This is a genomic window from Agrobacterium sp. 22-221-1 (assembly GCF_053522445.1).
On record NZ_JBNWCL010000017.1, the window covers coordinates 65,594 to 81,193 of the forward strand.

Annotated in this window: 14 protein-coding genes; 9 read left to right on the forward strand and 5 right to left on the reverse strand. The window is 61.6% G+C overall.

From position 1 onward, the window contains the following. Positions 1–4: 4 nt before the first annotated feature. The 3 genes from ACQZ5N_RS21265 (at position 5) to ACQZ5N_RS21275 (ending at position 3,354) form a co-directional block, all read left to right on the forward strand. Complete coding sequence (locus ACQZ5N_RS21265; protein WP_448734023.1) at positions 5–772, forward strand: SDR family oxidoreductase; 768 nt, start codon at positions 5–7, stop codon at positions 770–772. A gap of 216 nt (positions 773–988) precedes the next feature. Further along, positions 989–2,617 (forward strand): Ppx/GppA phosphatase family protein, encoded by a 1,629-nt coding sequence (locus tag ACQZ5N_RS21270; protein WP_448734024.1) that lies wholly within the window; start codon positions 989–991, stop codon positions 2,615–2,617. Further along, the gene (locus ACQZ5N_RS21275; RefSeq protein ID WP_304982201.1) at positions 2,614–3,354 is read left to right on the forward strand and encodes an RlmE family RNA methyltransferase; all 741 of its coding nucleotides are present in this window, start codon (positions 2,614–2,616) and stop codon (positions 3,352–3,354) included. The genes ACQZ5N_RS21270 and ACQZ5N_RS21275 overlap by 4 nt, the downstream gene beginning before the upstream one ends. Here ACQZ5N_RS21275 and ACQZ5N_RS21280 read toward each other — a convergent pair whose 3' ends face one another. Then, complete coding sequence (locus ACQZ5N_RS21280; protein ID WP_448734025.1) at positions 3,355–4,752, reverse strand: MDR family MFS transporter; 1,398 nt, start codon at positions 4,750–4,752, stop codon at positions 3,355–3,357. It abuts the gene before it with no gap. 209 nt (positions 4,753–4,961) lie between these two features. Here ACQZ5N_RS21280 and ACQZ5N_RS21285 point away from each other — a divergent pair, with 209 nt between their 5' ends. From ACQZ5N_RS21285 to ACQZ5N_RS21305, 5 genes are all read left to right on the forward strand, one after another. Further along, the gene (locus ACQZ5N_RS21285) at positions 4,962–5,963 is read left to right on the forward strand and encodes an MBL fold metallo-hydrolase (protein ID WP_448734026.1); all 1,002 of its coding nucleotides are present in this window, start codon (positions 4,962–4,964) and stop codon (positions 5,961–5,963) included. A 284-nt stretch (positions 5,964–6,247) separates the two neighbouring features. Beyond that, entirely contained in the window at positions 6,248–7,753 is a 1,506-nt protein-coding gene (gene guaB / locus ACQZ5N_RS21290; RefSeq protein ID WP_448734027.1) for an IMP dehydrogenase, read from the forward strand. A gap of 112 nt (positions 7,754–7,865) precedes the next feature. Further along, positions 7,866–8,267 (forward strand): MAPEG family protein, encoded by a 402-nt coding sequence (locus tag ACQZ5N_RS21295; protein WP_448734041.1) that lies wholly within the window; start codon positions 7,866–7,868, stop codon positions 8,265–8,267. A 149-nt stretch (positions 8,268–8,416) separates the two neighbouring features. Beyond that, on the forward strand, positions 8,417–9,445 hold the full coding sequence (gene adhP / locus ACQZ5N_RS21300; RefSeq protein WP_004440101.1) for an alcohol dehydrogenase AdhP: 1,029 nt from the start codon (positions 8,417–8,419) through the stop codon (positions 9,443–9,445). Between the two features lie 118 nt (positions 9,446–9,563). Beyond that, positions 9,564–10,439, forward strand: a complete 876-nt coding sequence (locus tag ACQZ5N_RS21305) for a dienelactone hydrolase family protein (RefSeq protein WP_448734028.1) — start codon at positions 9,564–9,566, stop codon at positions 10,437–10,439. 218 nt (positions 10,440–10,657) lie between these two features. Here the strand turns inward: ACQZ5N_RS21305 and moaB are convergent, their stop codons facing one another. The 4 genes from moaB to ACQZ5N_RS21325 all read right to left on the reverse strand — a co-directional run bounded on the left by moaB (position 10,658) and on the right by ACQZ5N_RS21325 (position 15,257). Then, positions 10,658–11,203, reverse strand: a complete 546-nt coding sequence (gene moaB, locus ACQZ5N_RS21310; RefSeq protein ID WP_448734029.1) for a molybdenum cofactor biosynthesis protein B — start codon at positions 11,201–11,203, stop codon at positions 10,658–10,660. A gap of 108 nt (positions 11,204–11,311) precedes the next feature. After that, complete coding sequence (locus ACQZ5N_RS21315; RefSeq protein WP_448734030.1) at positions 11,312–12,196, reverse strand: 4-(cytidine 5'-diphospho)-2-C-methyl-D-erythritol kinase; 885 nt, start codon at positions 12,194–12,196, stop codon at positions 11,312–11,314. Between the two features lie 6 nt (positions 12,197–12,202). After that, positions 12,203–14,098 (reverse strand): tetratricopeptide repeat protein, encoded by a 1,896-nt coding sequence (locus ACQZ5N_RS21320; protein ID WP_448734031.1) that lies wholly within the window; start codon positions 14,096–14,098, stop codon positions 12,203–12,205. Positions 14,099–14,240: 142 nt separating this feature from the next. Beyond that, positions 14,241–15,257 carry a polyprenyl synthetase family protein gene (locus ACQZ5N_RS21325; protein WP_035261923.1) on the reverse strand — a complete coding sequence of 339 codons (1,017 nt, stop codon included), beginning with the start codon at positions 15,255–15,257 and terminating at the stop codon, positions 14,241–14,243. A 111-nt stretch (positions 15,258–15,368) separates the two neighbouring features. Here ACQZ5N_RS21325 and ACQZ5N_RS21330 point away from each other — a divergent pair, with 111 nt between their 5' ends. After that, entirely contained in the window at positions 15,369–15,599 is a 231-nt protein-coding gene (locus ACQZ5N_RS21330) for a putative signal transducing protein (protein ID WP_020813603.1), read from the forward strand. Position 15,600: the final 1 nt, after the last annotated feature.

Here is a 15,600-nt window from a genome sequence, read left to right on the forward strand (position 1 = left end):
CGTCATGAGCGTTTCACTATTCGATCTCAGCGGCAAGACGGCGCTGATCACCGGTTCGTCCCGCGGTTTGGGGCGGGCCTTTGCCGAGGGGCTGGCGAATGCCGGCGCCCGGGTGATCCTCAATGGCGTCGATGCCAAGCGACTGGAAGAGGCGGCCACGGCGATGCGCTCGACAGGTCGTGAGGTGCTGACGGCGGCGTTCGACGTGACCGACGAAGCCGCTGTCATCGCAGCCTTCGAGCGGTTCGACCGGGACGGTATCCGGGTGGATATCCTCGTCAACAATGCCGGCATCCAGTTCCGCAAGCCTATGCTGGAGTTGGAGAGCGCCGACTGGCGAAGGGTGATCGACACCAATCTGACGTCGGCCTTCCTCGTCGGCCGGGAGGCGGCCAGGCGGATGGCGGAACGCGGTTCCGGCAAGATCATCAATATCGGATCGCTGACCTCCGAACTTGCCCGGGCAACGGTTGCGCCTTACACCGTGGCGAAAGGCGGCATCAAGATGCTGACCAAGGCCATGGCGGCCGAGTGGGCCGAAAAGGGCATTCAAGCCAATGCGATCGGCCCCGGCTACATGATCACCGATATGAACGAGGCCCTGCTCGCCAACCCGGAATTCGACGCCTGGGTCAAGGCGCGCACGCCGGCGCGACGTTGGGGCCGGCCCGAAGAACTGGCGGGAACCGTCATTTATTTTGCGTCCGCCGCATCCGACTACGTCAATGGCCAGATCGTCTATGCCGATGGCGGCATGATCTCCGTGTTGTAGGCGAGCGCCCGCAATTGGTTTCGTCACGCTTGGGGAGAGCGTGACGGGCTCAAGCAAACGAGCGGAGGAGCAACATGAAACTCCTATCGATGAAGCGTGCATTCGGCGCGGGCGTCACGCAACCTTGGTGACGTGTGAGCCTTTGCCACACGCCGCCCGGCAAAAACCATTTGGCTAAAATCGCTTGCGCTGGTATTGTCCGCCCAACGAAACCTTATGAAAGCCAGCAGCATAGCGTCTACGCTTGTGCGCGGCGAAATGGACAAGACAGTGATCGACCCCGGAAACGGCCCAAAGCCGTCGGAACAAGGGGCGTCGGTGGCGAACAAAGGGAAAGCGAAGCGATCCCGCCGTGGCAAGAAACACAAGCGTGACGGTCAGCCCCGTGACGCTGCTGTGCTGTCGCATGATGTTGCCGCGGATGTTCCGGCCGGTTCCTCCTATGTATCGGCTCTTGAGCCGGATGCCGAGCCGCGCAAGAGAAAGCGCCGCAGGCGCTCTCGCGGCAAGGGTGCGTCTCAGCAGGCTGCCCCAGCTTCCACCGTGCAGACGCAGGCTCCAGCCGCAACAGATGCTGCCAATCCATCCTCCGTGCCGCCGGGCGCAGGGCGAAAGTCGCGCCACCGCAAGCGTGGTCACCGCGATCCACGCGGTCGCGATCCACAGGGCCGTCCGCTGGTTCCCACGCATGCGCCGAAACACGTCGGCAAGCAGAATGGCCGCGCCAATGGGGCCGGACAGGAACCGCACCGGCAATCCGAAATATCCGCTCGCCACGCAGGCCGCCAGCATGAGCATGGCCAGGAGCCGCCGGCGGATATGTATGCCGCGCTCGATCTCGGCACCAATAATTGCCGCCTATTGATTGCGCAGCCGACGCGGCCCGGCCAGTTCCGGGTCGTCGATGCCTTTTCGCGCATCGTCCGGCTGGGCGAGGGGCTGGTGTCGAGCGGCCGGCTGTCCGACGACGCCATGGATCGAGCTGTCGAGGCGCTGAAAGTCTGCTCCGCGAAACTCTCCGGTCGTCCGATCAGGCGCATGCGGCTCATCGCCACCGAGGCCTGCCGCGCTGCGTCGAATGGCGAGGAATTTCTGGCGCGGGTTACGCGGGAAACGGGACTGAAGCTCGAAATCATCAGCCGCGAGACGGAAGCCCGCCTTGCGGTGTCTGGCTGTGCCTCTCTCGTCGGGCGCGAAGCACGCTCCGTCGTGCTGTTCGATATCGGTGGCGGATCGTCGGAAATCGCCGTCATCAAGGTCGGGGAAAACCGCTCGAACCGGCTCGCCAACCACATCACCCACTGGACCTCGTTGCCGGTCGGTGTCGTCACGCTTTCGGAACGCCATGGCGGGCGCGATGTGACGCCGGACGTCTTCGCCGCCATGGTGCGGGAAGTCGAAGGGCTGCTCGATGCCTTCCATTGCCCGCCTCTCGCACCGCAAACCCATCACGAGGATTTTCACCTGATCGGGACCTCGGGCACGGTGACGACGCTTGCCGGCGTCCATCTCGATCTGCCACGATACGATCGCCGCAAGGTGGATGGCCTGTGGTTGTCGGACGCCGAGGTGACGGCGATGCAGGACAAGCTTCTGGCCTGGGATTTCGCGGGTCGCGCCGCCAATGCCTGCATCGGGCCTGACAGGGCCGATTTGGTTCTGGCCGGCTGCGCCATTCTCGAGGCCATTCGCCGCCGCTGGCCGGCACGCCGCATGCGCGTGGCGGATCGCGGCCTTCGCGAAGGCCTTTTGACGGACATGATGGCGGATGACGGCGCATGGCGGCGCAACCGCATTAGGCGCATGCAGATGACACGGCAGGACAGGACGGAAGGTTTGACATGAGCAAGGCGCCGACAAGCAACAACCGCACCGGCCGCAAGATCGGCCAGAAGGTCAAGAAGACCAAGCTCAAGGCCTCGTCGCGCCGCTGGCTGGAACGTCATATCAACGACCCCTATGTGCAGCGCGCCAGGCTTGAAGGCTATCGCGCCCGCGCCGCCTTCAAGCTTTTGGAAATCAACGACAAGCACCAGATCCTGAAAGGCGCGCGCCGCATCATCGACCTTGGTGCCGCCCCCGGCAGCTGGTCGCAGATCGCTTCCAAGGTGACGGATTCCACCGAGGACGATATCCGCGTCGCGGCTATCGATTTCCTCGAGATCGATCCCATTCCCGGTGTGAAAATTCTGCAGCTCGACTTCCTCGATCCGAGCGCGCCGGAAAAGCTGATGGAGGCCGTTGGCGGCACGCCCGATCTGGTGCTGTCGGACATGGCCGCGCCCACCACCGGGCACCAGAAGACCGACCATATCCGCACCATGCATCTGTGCGAAGTCGCGGCCGATTTCGCCGTTCAGGTGCTGGCGGAAGGCGGTCACTTCCTTGCCAAGACCTTCCAGGGCGGCACGGAAAAGGCATTGCTGGATATGCTGAAGAAGAACTTCAAGCAGGTTCTGCACATCAAGCCGGCGTCCTCACGCTCGGAATCGGTGGAAATGTTCCTGCTTGCCAAGCACTTCAAGGGCCGCAAGAGCGAGCCGCACGTCGATGCGGAAGCCGAAGAGGTTTCCGAAGACTGATCACTCCGCCGGTTGTGAGACCTTGCCGTGGTGGCCGGAGACGGCCGCCCCGGCATTGCTGTCCATGCGGATGATCGGCACGATGGCGAACAGCGATACCAGTGCCACGATGGTGAAGGCGATGTGGAAATCGGCGAGCTGCAGATGCGTGCCGGACATCATGCTGCTGACTTCCAGAATGGAGGCGGCGAAAGCCACGCCCAGCGCCAGGCTGATCTGCTGCAGCACCGACGCCATCGAGGTCGCCTGGCTGGCCTGACTGTCCTCGATATCGGAATAGCTGAGCGCGTTCGATCCGGTGAAGAAGAAGGACCGGGCAAATCCCGCTGTCACAAGGAAGATCATGATCAGCGGATAGGGCGTTTCCGGGGTGAAGAAGCTGTTGGCGAGAGTAGTGCAGGCGCCGACGATGCCGGCCCCGATCAGTGTCGAGCGGAATCCGGTTGCCGCAAACACCCGCTTGGCCATGAACTTGGTGGTGATCGCGCCGATTGCGCCGGCAAAGGTGATCATGCCCGACTGGAACGGGTTAAGCCCGAAACCGATCTGCAGCATCAGCGGCATCAGGAAGGGTATGGCGCCCGTGGAAATGCGGAAAACGGTGCCGCCGACGGACGCCGCCCGAAAGGTCGCGTTCTGGAAAATGCGAAAATCCAGAATGGGGGCAGGGTGGCGCGCGGCGTGGCGCAGATAAAGAAAACCGCAGATAAAACCGATGATCGTCGAGGCGATGCCGATGGCCGGCGGCAGCGCCGGCAGGCTGACGACGGAGAGGCCGAACACCACGCCGGAGGCGGCGATGCCTGAAAGCACGAAGCCCTTGCCGTCCATCGGCGGCGGGTTGGTGGTTTCGATTTCGGGCAGGAAGATCGTTGAGAGCCAGATGCCGATGACGCCGATCGGCACATTGATCAGGAAAATCCAGTGCCATGAAAAATAGGTGGTGATGAAGCCGCCGATAGGCGGGCCGGTCAGCGGTCCCACCAGCCCCGGAATTGTCAGCAGCGCCATGGCGGAGACGAGTTCGCTGCGCTTGGTCGTGCGCAAAAGCACGAGGCGGCCAACGGGCGTCATCATCGCCCCGCCCATGCCCTGCAGGAAACGCGAGAGCACGAATTCGAACACCGAGGACGACACCGCGCAGCAGATCGATCCCACCACGAAGACGCCGATGGCGAAACGGAAGATTTTCTTCGCGCCATATTTATCGGCCATCCAGCCGCTGATGGGAATGAAGATCGCCAGCGCCACCATATAGGCCGTCAATGCGAGCTTGAGCGTGATCGGGCCGACATGAAGGTCGGCGGCAATTGCCGGCAGCGAGGTGGCGATGACGGTGGAGTCCATCTGCTCCATGAAGAGAGCGACTGCCAGTATGAGGGGAATGATGCGGTTCATGAGGCTGCCTGCGGCTTTCCGCTGCGACAAAGGATATCGCCGTTCCTCCTACGCCTGATAAGCGGGCTTGCCAACACGTTAATTATCAATTTCTCAAGTTCCGATCAAACCTGCGTGAGGCCGGTTTTCTTGCAACTTTCTCGCTCTATTGTCCGTTGGCATGGTTCAGTTGGCGATCACGGCCAGTTGGCGATATCGGGAGAAATATAATGACCCAATCCTTGAGCATGAGCAGACGTGGCCTCATCGGTGCGGCGGGCGCAAGCGTTCTCGGTGCGCCGCTGTTGATGGCGCGCACGGCAACGGCCCAGACCAGCCAGCCGCAAACCTCCATGGAGATAGAACACGCGATGCCGCCTGAAACCAACCGCTTCAAGCTCGGCAATTTCGAAGTGCTGGTGGTGAAGGATGGCGCGCGCGCGGCCCCCAATCCCGGCGAGACCTTCGGCACCGACCAGTCTGCGGAGACGGTCGGAAAATTGCTGGAAGACAATTTTCTGCCGAAGGAGCAATTCGTCAATTCCTTCTCGCCGGTCCTCGTCAATACCGGCACCGATCTCGTGCTGTTCGATACCGGTTTCGGTGAGGCCGGGCGCGGTGCGGGCAATGGCCGGTTGATCGAGGGCATGGCGGCCGCCGGCTATACGCCGGAAGATGTGACCGTGGTGGTGCTGACCCACATGCATGGCGACCACATTGGCGGGCTGATGGAAAAGGGTGCTCCGGCTTTTTCCAAGGCGCGCTACGTGTTCGGCCAGGCGGAATATGATTTCTGGACGGATGAGAAGCGCGTCGGCACGCCTGCCGAAGGCGGCCACAAGGGCGCTCTCACGAACGTCAAGCCGCTGGCGGAAAAGGCGACCTTCATTGGCGACGGCGCCAGTGTCGTATCCGGGATTACCGGTGTGGCGGCCTTCGGTCATTCGCCTGGTCACATGATTTTCCGTGTCGAATCGGAAGGCAAACAACTCATCCTGACGGCGGATACGGCCAACCATTTCGTCCTTTCCCTGCAGAAACCAGACTGGGAGGTGAAATTCGACATGGATAAGGCGGCGGCCGCCGCGACCCGTAAGAAGGTCTATGACATGATCGCCACCGACCGTTTGCCTTTCCTTGGGTATCACATGCCTTTCCCGGCGGTCGGTTACGCGGAAAAGCTGGATACCGGCTATCGTTTCGTGCCGAAATCCTATCAGTTCGACATCTGATGCATGTCGCGCAAAAGTGTTAAGCGGTTTTGCGATAACGACATGCATGAAAACAAGCAGTTAGAGCGCGTCGCATGGAACAGGAATCCACACGACGCGCTCTAACGTCTGCTGCAATGCAGCAACAGAAAAAGCCCGGAAGCCGATTCCGGGTTTTTTCTATTCCCTTCCTGTCATGAACGTGTTACCAGCCCTCGCCAACTTCCAAGCAATCCTTGCAGGGCGCCGGGGTGAACTTTTCGTTCCGGAACGGCCACGCATTTTCAGTATGAAGGAATTTGGTCATGGCACGCATCATTCAAACACCCACTGGTTTGGACGCTCTCACATTTGACGATGTGTTGCTGCAACCCGGACATTCCGAAGTCATGCCGGGACAGACGAATATCGCCACCCGCATCGCCCGCGATATCGATCTCAACCTGCCGATCCTGTCTTCCGCCATGGATACGGTTACCGAAGGCCGCCTCGCCATCGCCATGGCCCAGGCCGGTGGCATCGGCGTCATCCACCGCAACCTGACCCCCATCGAACAGGCCGAAGAAGTACGGCAGGTGAAGAAGTTCGAAAGCGGCATGGTCGTCAACCCGGTTACCATCGGCCCGGATGCGACGCTTGCTGAAGCACAGGCCTTGATGAAGGCGCATGGCATTTCCGGTATTCCGGTCGTGGAAAACGGCGGTTCCGGCGGCCACAAGAACGGCCGTCTCGTTGGCATTCTGACCAACCGCGACGTGCGCTTCGCCTCCGATCCGCAGCAGAAAATCTACGAACTGATGACCCGCGAAAACCTGGTCACGGTCAAGGAAAGCAGCGTCGATCAGCAGGAAGCGCGCCGCCTGCTGCACAAGCACCGCATCGAAAAGCTGCTGGTGGTGGATGGAAAGGGCAATTGCGTCGGCCTCATCACCGTCAAGGATATCGAGAAGTCGCAGCTCAATCCCAACGCCACCAAGGATGCGCAGGGTCGCCTTCGCGCCGCTGCCGCCATCAGCGTCGGTGCTGACGCCATCGAGCGCGCCGAGCGTCTCATCGATGCCGGCGTCGACCTTCTGGTTGTCGATACCGCGCATGGCCATTCGCAGCGCGTGCTGGATGCCGTTTCGCAGGTCAAGAAGATGTCGAACTCGGTTCGCATCATCGCCGGCAATGTCGCCACCGCCGACGGCACCAAGGCGCTGATCGATGCCGGCGCCGATGGCGTCAAGGTCGGTATCGGCCCCGGCTCCATCTGCACCACCCGCATCGTCGCCGGCGTCGGCGTTCCGCAGCTTGCGGCCATCATGTCGTCGGTCGAAGTGGCCAATGCGGCTGATATTCCTGTTATCGCCGATGGCGGCATCAAGTTCTCGGGCGATCTGGCCAAGGCAATCGCCGCCGGCGCTTCCGCCGTCATGATCGGCTCGCTGCTTGCCGGCACGGATGAAAGCCCAGGCGAAGTGTTCCTCTATCAGGGCCGTTCCTTCAAGGCCTATCGCGGCATGGGCTCCGTTGGCGCCATGGCGCGCGGTTCGGCTGACCGTTATTTCCAGGCCGAAGTGCGCGACACGCTGAAGCTCGTTCCGGAAGGCATCGAGGGCCAGGTTCCCTACAAGGGTCCGGTCTCCGGCGTCCTGCACCAGCTGGCAGGTGGCCTGAAGGCCGCCATGGGTTATGTCGGCGGCGGCAACATCAAGGAATTCCAGGAGCGCGCCACCTTCGTTCGCATCTCCAGCGCGGGCCTGCGCGAAAGCCACGCCCATGACGTGACGATCACCCGCGAAAGCCCGAACTACCCCGGCACGGTTTGATCTTTCGAGGCGAATCCGTAAAAGGATACTGAGTATTTGGCGCTCCCCGATTCATGCCGGATCGGGGAGCGTTTTCATGATTGGAGAAGAAAGCATGTCACCCACGACCGCAATGTTCTGGCCGATGATCGCCCATGTCTTTCTGGTCTTCTGGCTTTACGGGCTTCTGATCGTCCGGCGCAACAAATACACCTTCAAGGATCGCGAATCGGCGATCAAGCTGCGCGACCGGGGCGAGGAGGCGCGCGAAAGCCATCTGGTGAACCGCAACATCGCCAACCAGTTCGAACTGCCGGTGCTGTTCCACATCGCCTGCCTGCTGCTCTACATCACGGATGCGGACAATATCGTCACCGTCGTTCTGGCATGGCTGTTCGTGCTCTCGCGTTATACCCATTCCTATGTCCACGTCACCAGCAACCGCCTGCGTCAGCGTGGCGCATTGTTCGGCATCGGCTTTGCGCTGGTCGTCTGCCTGTGGGCATGGCTCGCCATATGGTTGGCGCTGGAGTAAATCAGCACCGTGAGGTTGCCTCATAACTGAGACAATCCCGCCTTGCAAAATGCTCCGATTTGCGATGGGTCAATTCCATGACGCCCCATCCCCGTTAATCTCTGCCTGCCGTCGAGGATTTCAGGCGAGCAGAGATTAGGGAGTATGTCATGGCTAAGACAATGAAGGCAGCCGTCGTCCGCGCGTTTGGAAAACCGCTGACCATCGAGGAAGTGGCGATACCGGATCCCGGCCCCGGTGAAATTCTCATCAACTACAAGGCGACGGGCATTTGCCACACCGACCTGCACGCCGCAACCGGCGACTGGCCGGTCAAACCCAATCCGCCTTTCATCCCCGGCCACGAAGGCGTGGGTTATGTCGCCAAGATCGGCGCTGGCGTCACCGGCATCAAGGAAGGCGACCGTGCCGGCACGCCCTGGCTCTACACCGCCTGCGGATGCTGCATTCCCTGCCGCACGGGCTGGGAAACGCTCTGCCCGAGCCAGAAGAATTCCGGCTATTCCGTCAATGGCAGCTTTGCCGAATACGGCCTCGCCGATCCGAAATTCGTCGGCCGCCTGCCGGATAATCTCGATTTCGGCCCGGCCGCACCGGTGCTCTGCGCCGGCGTCACCGTCTATAAGGGGCTGAAGGAAACCGAGGTCAGGCCCGGTGAGTGGGTGGTCATTTCAGGCATTGGCGGGCTTGGCCACATGGCCGTGCAATATGCCAAGGCCATGGGCATGCATGTCGTTGCCGCCGATATTTTTGACGACAAGCTGGCGCTTGCGAAAAAGCTCGGAGCCGATGTCGTCGTCAATGGTCGCGCGCCTGACGCGGTGGAGCAGGTGCAGAAGGCGACCGGCGGCGTCCATGGCGCGCTGGTGACGGCGGTGTCGCCCAAGGCCATGGAGCAGGCTTACGGCTTCCTGCGCTCCAAGGGCACCATGGCGCTTGTCGGCCTGCCGCCGGGCTTCATCTCCATTCCGGTGTTCGACACGGTGCTGAAGCGCATCACGGTGCGCGGCTCCATCGTCGGCACGCGGCAGGATCTGGAGGAAGCGCTGACCTTCGCCGGCGAAGGCAAGGTGGCGGCCCACTTCTCCTGGGACAAGCTCGAAAACATCAACGATATCTTCCACCGCATGGAAGAGGGCAAGATCGACGGCCGTATCGTCGTGGACCTCGCCGCCTGATGTGAAAACTGGCTGGCGGCGCTCACGCAAATGTGTGACGCCGCTTGCCCCCGCCTCGTTCCCCGCGGGGCGATCTGCGCTATCCTTCCGCATCCGTGCGTTCAAGGAGGATAGAGCGATGGACAAGCCCAAGATCACGCAGGCCATGATCGACGCTTACGATGAATATACCCATCTCAGCCTCGATCGCCGCAAATTCATGGAAAAGCTCACCGTGCTGGCCGGGTCGGGCGCAGCTGCGGCGGCCATCGCCCCGCTTCTTTCGGCCAACAGCGCCCGTGCGGCGGTCATCGCGGCCGATGACGACAGGATCGTCGCCGAGGAGGTGACCTATCCCGCCCCCGGCGGCGAGATGAAGGGTTACCTCGTTACGCCGAAATCCGTTTCCGGTTCCATCGGCTCGGTCATCGTCATCCACGAGAACCGTGGTCTGAACGACCATATTCGTGACGTGGCAAGACGGGTGGCGCTCGCCGGTTTCCGGGCGCTTGCTGTCGATTTCCTCTCACCGCAGGGCGGTACGCCTGCCGATGAGGACAAGGCGCGGGAAATGTTCAGCGGCCTCGACATGGACGCAACGGTCGCCAATGCCGAAGCGGGCCGGGTGTGGCTCGCGGCCCGGCAGGGGACGAATGGCAAGGTCGGTGCAGTCGGCTTCTGCTGGGGCGGCGGACTGGTCAACCGTTTCGCCACCAAATCGGCGGGCCTGAATGCCGGCGTCGCCTATTACGGCCAGCAGGCCCCGGCGGCCGATGTACCGGCCATCAAGGCGCCGCTGCTCTTGCACTATGCGGGTCTCGACGAGCGCATCAATGCTGGCATCGATGCCTATAAGAAGGCGCTGGAGGAAAACGGCAAGACCTTTGAAATCTTCGTCTATGACGGCGTCAACCACGCTTTCAACAATGACACGTCCTCGGCGCGCTACGACAAGGCGGCTGCCGATCTCGCCTGGGGCCGGACGACGGAGTTTTTCAAGAAGTATCTGGCGTGATGGGGGTTTTGGGCGGGCATTGTCTGCAAACCGGAGGTGCGTGGGGCTTCACCCCCCTCTGCCCCTCAAGGGGGGAGATCGATCTGCGGCGATGTCTCGTCCATCTTGAAGATTGAGAATGAAGCGACAAGAGGGCCTCTTGCCGATCTCCCCCCTTGAGGGGGAGATGCCCGGCAGGGCAGAGGGGGTGAAGCCCCACGCACCTCCGGTCCGCTGATCTAAACGCCCCCAGCCCCACGCTTCAAATGCTCGTCGAGCCTCGGCATGATCTCCACGAAATTGCAGGGCAGGTGGCGATAATCGAGCTGGGCTTTCAGAATACCGTCCCACGCATCCTTGCACGCACCCGGCGAGCCGGGCAGCACGAAGATGAAGGTCGCGTTCGCCACGCCGCCGGTCGCGCGTGACTGGATGGTGGCGGTGCCGATCTTGTCATAGGAGATGCGGTGGAAGAGGGCGGAAAACCCATCCATGCGCTTTTCGAACAGCGGCTCCAGCGCTTCGGGCGTCACATCGCGGCCGGTAAAACCGGTGCCGCCGGTGGTGATCACCACATCCACGCCTTCAGCGAGCGTCCAGTCGCGCACGGTACCGGCAATCGCTGCCCTGTCATCAGGCACGATGGCGCGGGCCGCGAGCCTGTGGCCCGCTTCCTCCAGCCTTGCGACGAGCGTATCGCCGGATTTGTCGTTCTCCATCGTGCGGCTGTCCGAAACGGTCAAAACCGCAATGCCAAGGGGAATGAAGGGTCTTTCGCCTGCCATGGCCTTATCCTCGAATGCCGGGAGCATCGGACCGAAAAGTGTGTTGCGGTTTTCGGAAAATCCGATGCTCAAACAAAACTGGGAGCGGCGGGCCCGCCGCTCTAATCCTCAAATGGTCCGCGTCGCCTGAAAATACCAGCCGGGGCGCTTCTTCCGAAGCGATGTTTCCGCTTTCCTGGCCGCTTCAAGGGAATGAAAAATCCCGAAACAGGTTGCCCCTGAACCGGACATGCGCACAAGCGCAGTCCCCTCTTGCGACAGCAACCCAATGATTTCCCCGATCTCCGGTAGAAGCGCCTGAGCCGGCGGTTGCAGATCGTTACGGCTTTGCGCGAGAAAATCCATCCAGCCGATTGTCGCAGAGGCGGGCAGGGGCGGATTGGTCTTGTTCTGCAATCGCCGGAAAATCTCCGGCGTCGAGACCGCCTTCAGCGGATTGGCCAGAACCATCGCCAGTTCCGGCAGATCGGTGAGCGGTTCGATGTCCTCGCCGATGCCGCGCGCGATCAGGGATCGGCGCTCAAGGCACATCGGCACATCCGCCCCGAGCGTGAGCGCCATGGATGCAAGCGTATCCGGTGCGATCCCGGCACGCCAGTGCCGCAAAAGCCCGCGCAGTGTCGCCGCCGCATCCGCCGAGCCGCCGCCGATACCGGAAGCCACCGGCAGGTTCTTTTCAAGATGAATGGCGACCGGGGGTACAGGTTGACCTGTCGATGCAAGCGCATCGCGCAACAGGTCCCTGGCGCGGGTGACGAGGTTATCGCCGCCATCGTCCGCGCGCAAAAGATCGCCGAAAGGGCCTGAGATGGAGAAACTGTCGGCATCGGCGTCGCGAATACGGATCGTGTCGCCGGCTTCGGTAAAGGTCACCAGCGTTTCGAGCAGATGATACCCATCCGCTCGCTGGCCGGTCACATGCAGCGCCAGATTGATCTTGGCCGGGGCCGCCTCGATGGTCTCGGTGGCCCCGAAAACGTCATGCCCGCGCATGCGGCGTCAGGATTTCTTGTCCGGAGTGGCAGCCGGTGCCGGTGCCGGAGGAGCCGGCGGCACCGGCGCGACGTCCTTCTTGGCGGTATTTTCGGCATCTTTTTCCACCGGCGGCAGGCCGTTGGCGATCTTTTCCTTCACCTTGGCCTTGTCCACGTCGTCGCTGTCGCCGATCAATGCGCGGTTCCACTGATAGACCGCCTCGATCTTGCGGCCGACCCGCCAATAGGCGTCGCCCAGATGGTCGTTGATGGTCGGATCGCCGGCTTTCAGTTCGATCGCCCGCTCCAGCTCGGTCACGGCTTCATCGAAAGCGCCGAGGCGATAATGTGCCCAGCCAAGCGAATCGACGATATAGCCGTCATTCGGCCGAAGCTCGACGGCGCGGCTGATCATCTTCATGCCTTCATCGAGATTGATGCCCTTGTCCACCCAGGAATAGCCCAGATAGTTCAGAACCTGCGGCTGCTCCGGGTTCAGCTCCAGCGCCCGCTTGAAATTCGGTTCGGCCTTGTCCCATTCCTTCAGCCGCTCATAGGCGATGCCGCGCTGGAAGAAGACGGACCAGTCGGATTTCTGCGGCACGGAGCCGATTACCTCAATGGCCTTGTCGTAGTTCTCGGCCATCGCCTGGTAGTCCTTGGCGTCCGAAAGCACGCTGCCATAGGCGAGATAGGAACGGATATCCTTCGGATCGGATTCGAGCAGGGATTTGAGATGCTTGCGCGCCTCGTCCACCTTGCCGGTCTGCGCAAGCGTCAGTCCGAGCTGCAACTCGGAGATGCGATACATCGGCGAATCCTTCGGGACCTCGCGGTAGAAGGCAATGGCGCGGTCAGGCTGTTTCAGCGCTTCGGAAAGGCCGCCGAGAAGGATGAGCGTATCCGGGCTCTTCGGATCGAGCGCGCGCGACGTCTGCAGATAAAGCGTCACGATCTCTTCGGCGCCTTCGCGGTTCAGCGCGCCGGCGATGGAGAACATGACGCTGGCAGCACCTTCCACGGCATTGGTGATCTGCTGTTCCGGCTTTTCACCATTTTCGATGGACTGGCGAAGCGCTTTCAGCGGCGCGTAATTCGGTGCGAAAGTGTCTCCGACCGCAATCGCATCCAGCGCCTTCTGCTTGTTGCCGGCGGAAGCCTCCAGCCGGGCAAGCGCCATCACAGCGCGCATATAGGTATCGGAGGCGGTTGCCCCGCCTTCGCGGTCCGTCACCGCTTCGTTCAGGCTCTTGCGGGCGGCCTCGTTGTTGCCGGAAACAAGGGCGATGGCCGCCGCATTGTATTTCTGGAAGATCGAAATCCAGCCCGGGCCCTTCATATTGTTGACCAGCGCCAGCGCTTCCTTCGGCTTGCCGGAGCCGGCGCGCGCCCAAGCGGTCAACAGCGTGTTGACCATGCGGTCGAGATCGTTCGGACCGGTATATTTCAGGATCTTCTCGGCCTTGGCGAATTCCTTGTCCTTGATGGCGTCGAGACCGCGCACGATGGTCGTCACGCGCTCCACCGAGGTATCGTCCTTCATCGAATCGGCGATCTTGGCGCCGGCCTCGAAATTGCCGCTCAGAAGTTCGGCGATCATCAGCCGCTGGCGGATTTCCGTATTGGCCGGGTCGAATTCCAGCGCCTTTTTGTAAAGCGAAATCGCGGTGGGATAATCCTGATCGACATCGGCATTGCGCCCGGCGAGGAAGGCGCCGGAGAAGGTGTTCACCTTGCCGGGATCGAACGTAACGGCCTTGTCTTCCGGTGTCGCCTTCGTCTCCGCAAAGCCGGGGCTTGCAGCCGCGCCGATTGCGAGAGCAGCGGCAAGAGCCGCGCTGCAGAGAAGACGGAGTGCTGGTTTACGCCGCATGAGGGAACCTTTGCCTTTGTGCAGAAGCACGGAAAAATCAGTTTCCATTGTTGGTCACGATAGAATGGCTTTTTTGAAGCAACGCCGCAAGAAATTATGGCCCCGGCCACAATCACGCCTTGCGGAGAAGCTGGCCCGGAACCCTGGGCGGATGGTCTTTATCCATCCGCCTTTCGCCCGGCCTGCGGCGTCAGTTCAGACGCTCGATGCAGAAGTCGATCACTTCCAGAAGCGCATCTTTCCACGGGCTCTGCGGCAGCGGTGCGAGCGCGTCGCGGGCGATGGTGCCGTAATGCGTGGCGCGGCCGATCGTATCGCCAAGACCGTTGTATTTGGTGATCAGGCCCAACGCCTTTTCAAGGTTCTCGTCGCTGCTTTCACCCTTTTCGATGGCGTTGCGCCAGAAGGCGCGCTCATCCTGCGTGCCGCGACGATAGGAGAGGATGACCGGCAGCGTGATCTTGCCTTCGCGGAAATCGTCGCCGGTATTCTTGCCGAGATCGGCGGACTTGCCGCCGTAGTCCAGCACGTCGTCGACAAGCTGGAAGGCGAGGCCGAGATTCATGCCGTAGGATTTCAGCGCGCTGCGGGTCGCCTTGTCGGTCTTGGCGACGATGGGGCCGACTTCCGCCGCCGCCGCAAAAAGGGCGGCCGTCTTGGCGCGAATCACCTGCAGATAATCGTCTTCCGTCGTTTCCATGTTCTTGGCGACCGAAAGCTGCAACACCTCGCCCTCGGCGATCACCGAGGCGGCGGTGGACAGCACGTCGAGCGCATCGAGAGAGCCGACATCCACCATCATGCGGAACGCCTGGCCGAGCAGGAAGTCGCCGACGAGAACGCTCGCCTGGTTGCCCCAGATGGTGCGGGCGGTGGATTTGCCGCGGCGCAGATCGCTTTCGTCCACCACATCGTCATGCAGAAGCGTCGCCGTGTGCATGAATTCGACGCTGGTGGCGAGCTTGATGTGGTTGTCGCCCTCGTAACCGAACATCGAGGCCGAGGCGAGCGTCAGCATCGGCCGCAGGCGCTTGCCGCCGGAAGAGATGAGGTGGTTGGCCACCTCGGGTATCATCTGGACATCGGAACCGGCCTTGGAAAGGATAAGCTGGTTCACCCGTTCCATATCGGGGCGGGTCAGGTCGACAAGCGGCTTGACGGATGCGAGTTTGTTTTTGCTTTCTTCAAGCGGTATGACGACGCCCAAGGGACAGGACTCCAGTTCGAATTTGAATTCGACAATAAAAACTGACGCCTTGCGCGGCAAGGGGCGAATTGCCGCTAGCCATTCAAAAAGATGGGAATTTAAGGTCTATCCATGCGTGAACTGATCCGTACCAACGATGCCGTGCTGCTCTCCTTCGCCGAAAGCCTGATGAGGGATGCCGGCATCCATTGCCTCATCGCCGATCAGGCGATGAGCATTCTGGAAGGATCGCTCGGTCTTTTGCCGCGAAGATTTCTGGTGGAGGAAGATCGGGCCGATCAGGCCCGCCGCATTCTCATCGATGCCGGGCTCGGCGACGAGTTACGCAATGAAGAGGCTTGAA

Bases quoted from the DNA above. Each gene is read 5' to 3' on its own strand.
- ACQZ5N_RS21265 (WP_448734023.1), top strand. From the start codon at position 5: ATGAGCGTTTCACTATTCGATCTCAGCGGCAAGACGGCGCTGATCACC.
- ACQZ5N_RS21270 (WP_448734024.1), top strand. From the start codon at position 989: ATGAAAGCCAGCAGCATAGCGTCTACGCTTGTGCGCGGCGAAATGGAC.
- ACQZ5N_RS21275 (WP_304982201.1), top strand. From the start codon at position 2,614: ATGAGCAAGGCGCCGACAAGCAACAACCGCACCGGCCGCAAGATCGGC.
- ACQZ5N_RS21280 (WP_448734025.1), bottom strand. From the start codon at position 4,752: ATGAACCGCATCATTCCCCTCATACTGGCAGTCGCTCTCTTCATGGAG.
- ACQZ5N_RS21285 (WP_448734026.1), top strand. From the start codon at position 4,962: ATGACCCAATCCTTGAGCATGAGCAGACGTGGCCTCATCGGTGCGGCG.
- guaB (WP_448734027.1), top strand. From the start codon at position 6,248: ATGGCACGCATCATTCAAACACCCACTGGTTTGGACGCTCTCACATTT.
- ACQZ5N_RS21295 (WP_448734041.1), top strand. From the start codon at position 7,866: ATGTTCTGGCCGATGATCGCCCATGTCTTTCTGGTCTTCTGGCTTTAC.
- adhP (WP_004440101.1), top strand. From the start codon at position 8,417: ATGGCTAAGACAATGAAGGCAGCCGTCGTCCGCGCGTTTGGAAAACCG.
- ACQZ5N_RS21305 (WP_448734028.1), top strand. From the start codon at position 9,564: ATGGACAAGCCCAAGATCACGCAGGCCATGATCGACGCTTACGATGAA.
- moaB (WP_448734029.1), bottom strand. From the start codon at position 11,203: ATGGCAGGCGAAAGACCCTTCATTCCCCTTGGCATTGCGGTTTTGACC.
- ACQZ5N_RS21315 (WP_448734030.1), bottom strand. From the start codon at position 12,196: ATGCGCGGGCATGACGTTTTCGGGGCCACCGAGACCATCGAGGCGGCC.
- ACQZ5N_RS21320 (WP_448734031.1), bottom strand. From the start codon at position 14,098: ATGGAAACTGATTTTTCCGTGCTTCTGCACAAAGGCAAAGGTTCCCTC.
- ACQZ5N_RS21330 (WP_020813603.1), top strand. From the start codon at position 15,369: ATGCGTGAACTGATCCGTACCAACGATGCCGTGCTGCTCTCCTTCGCC.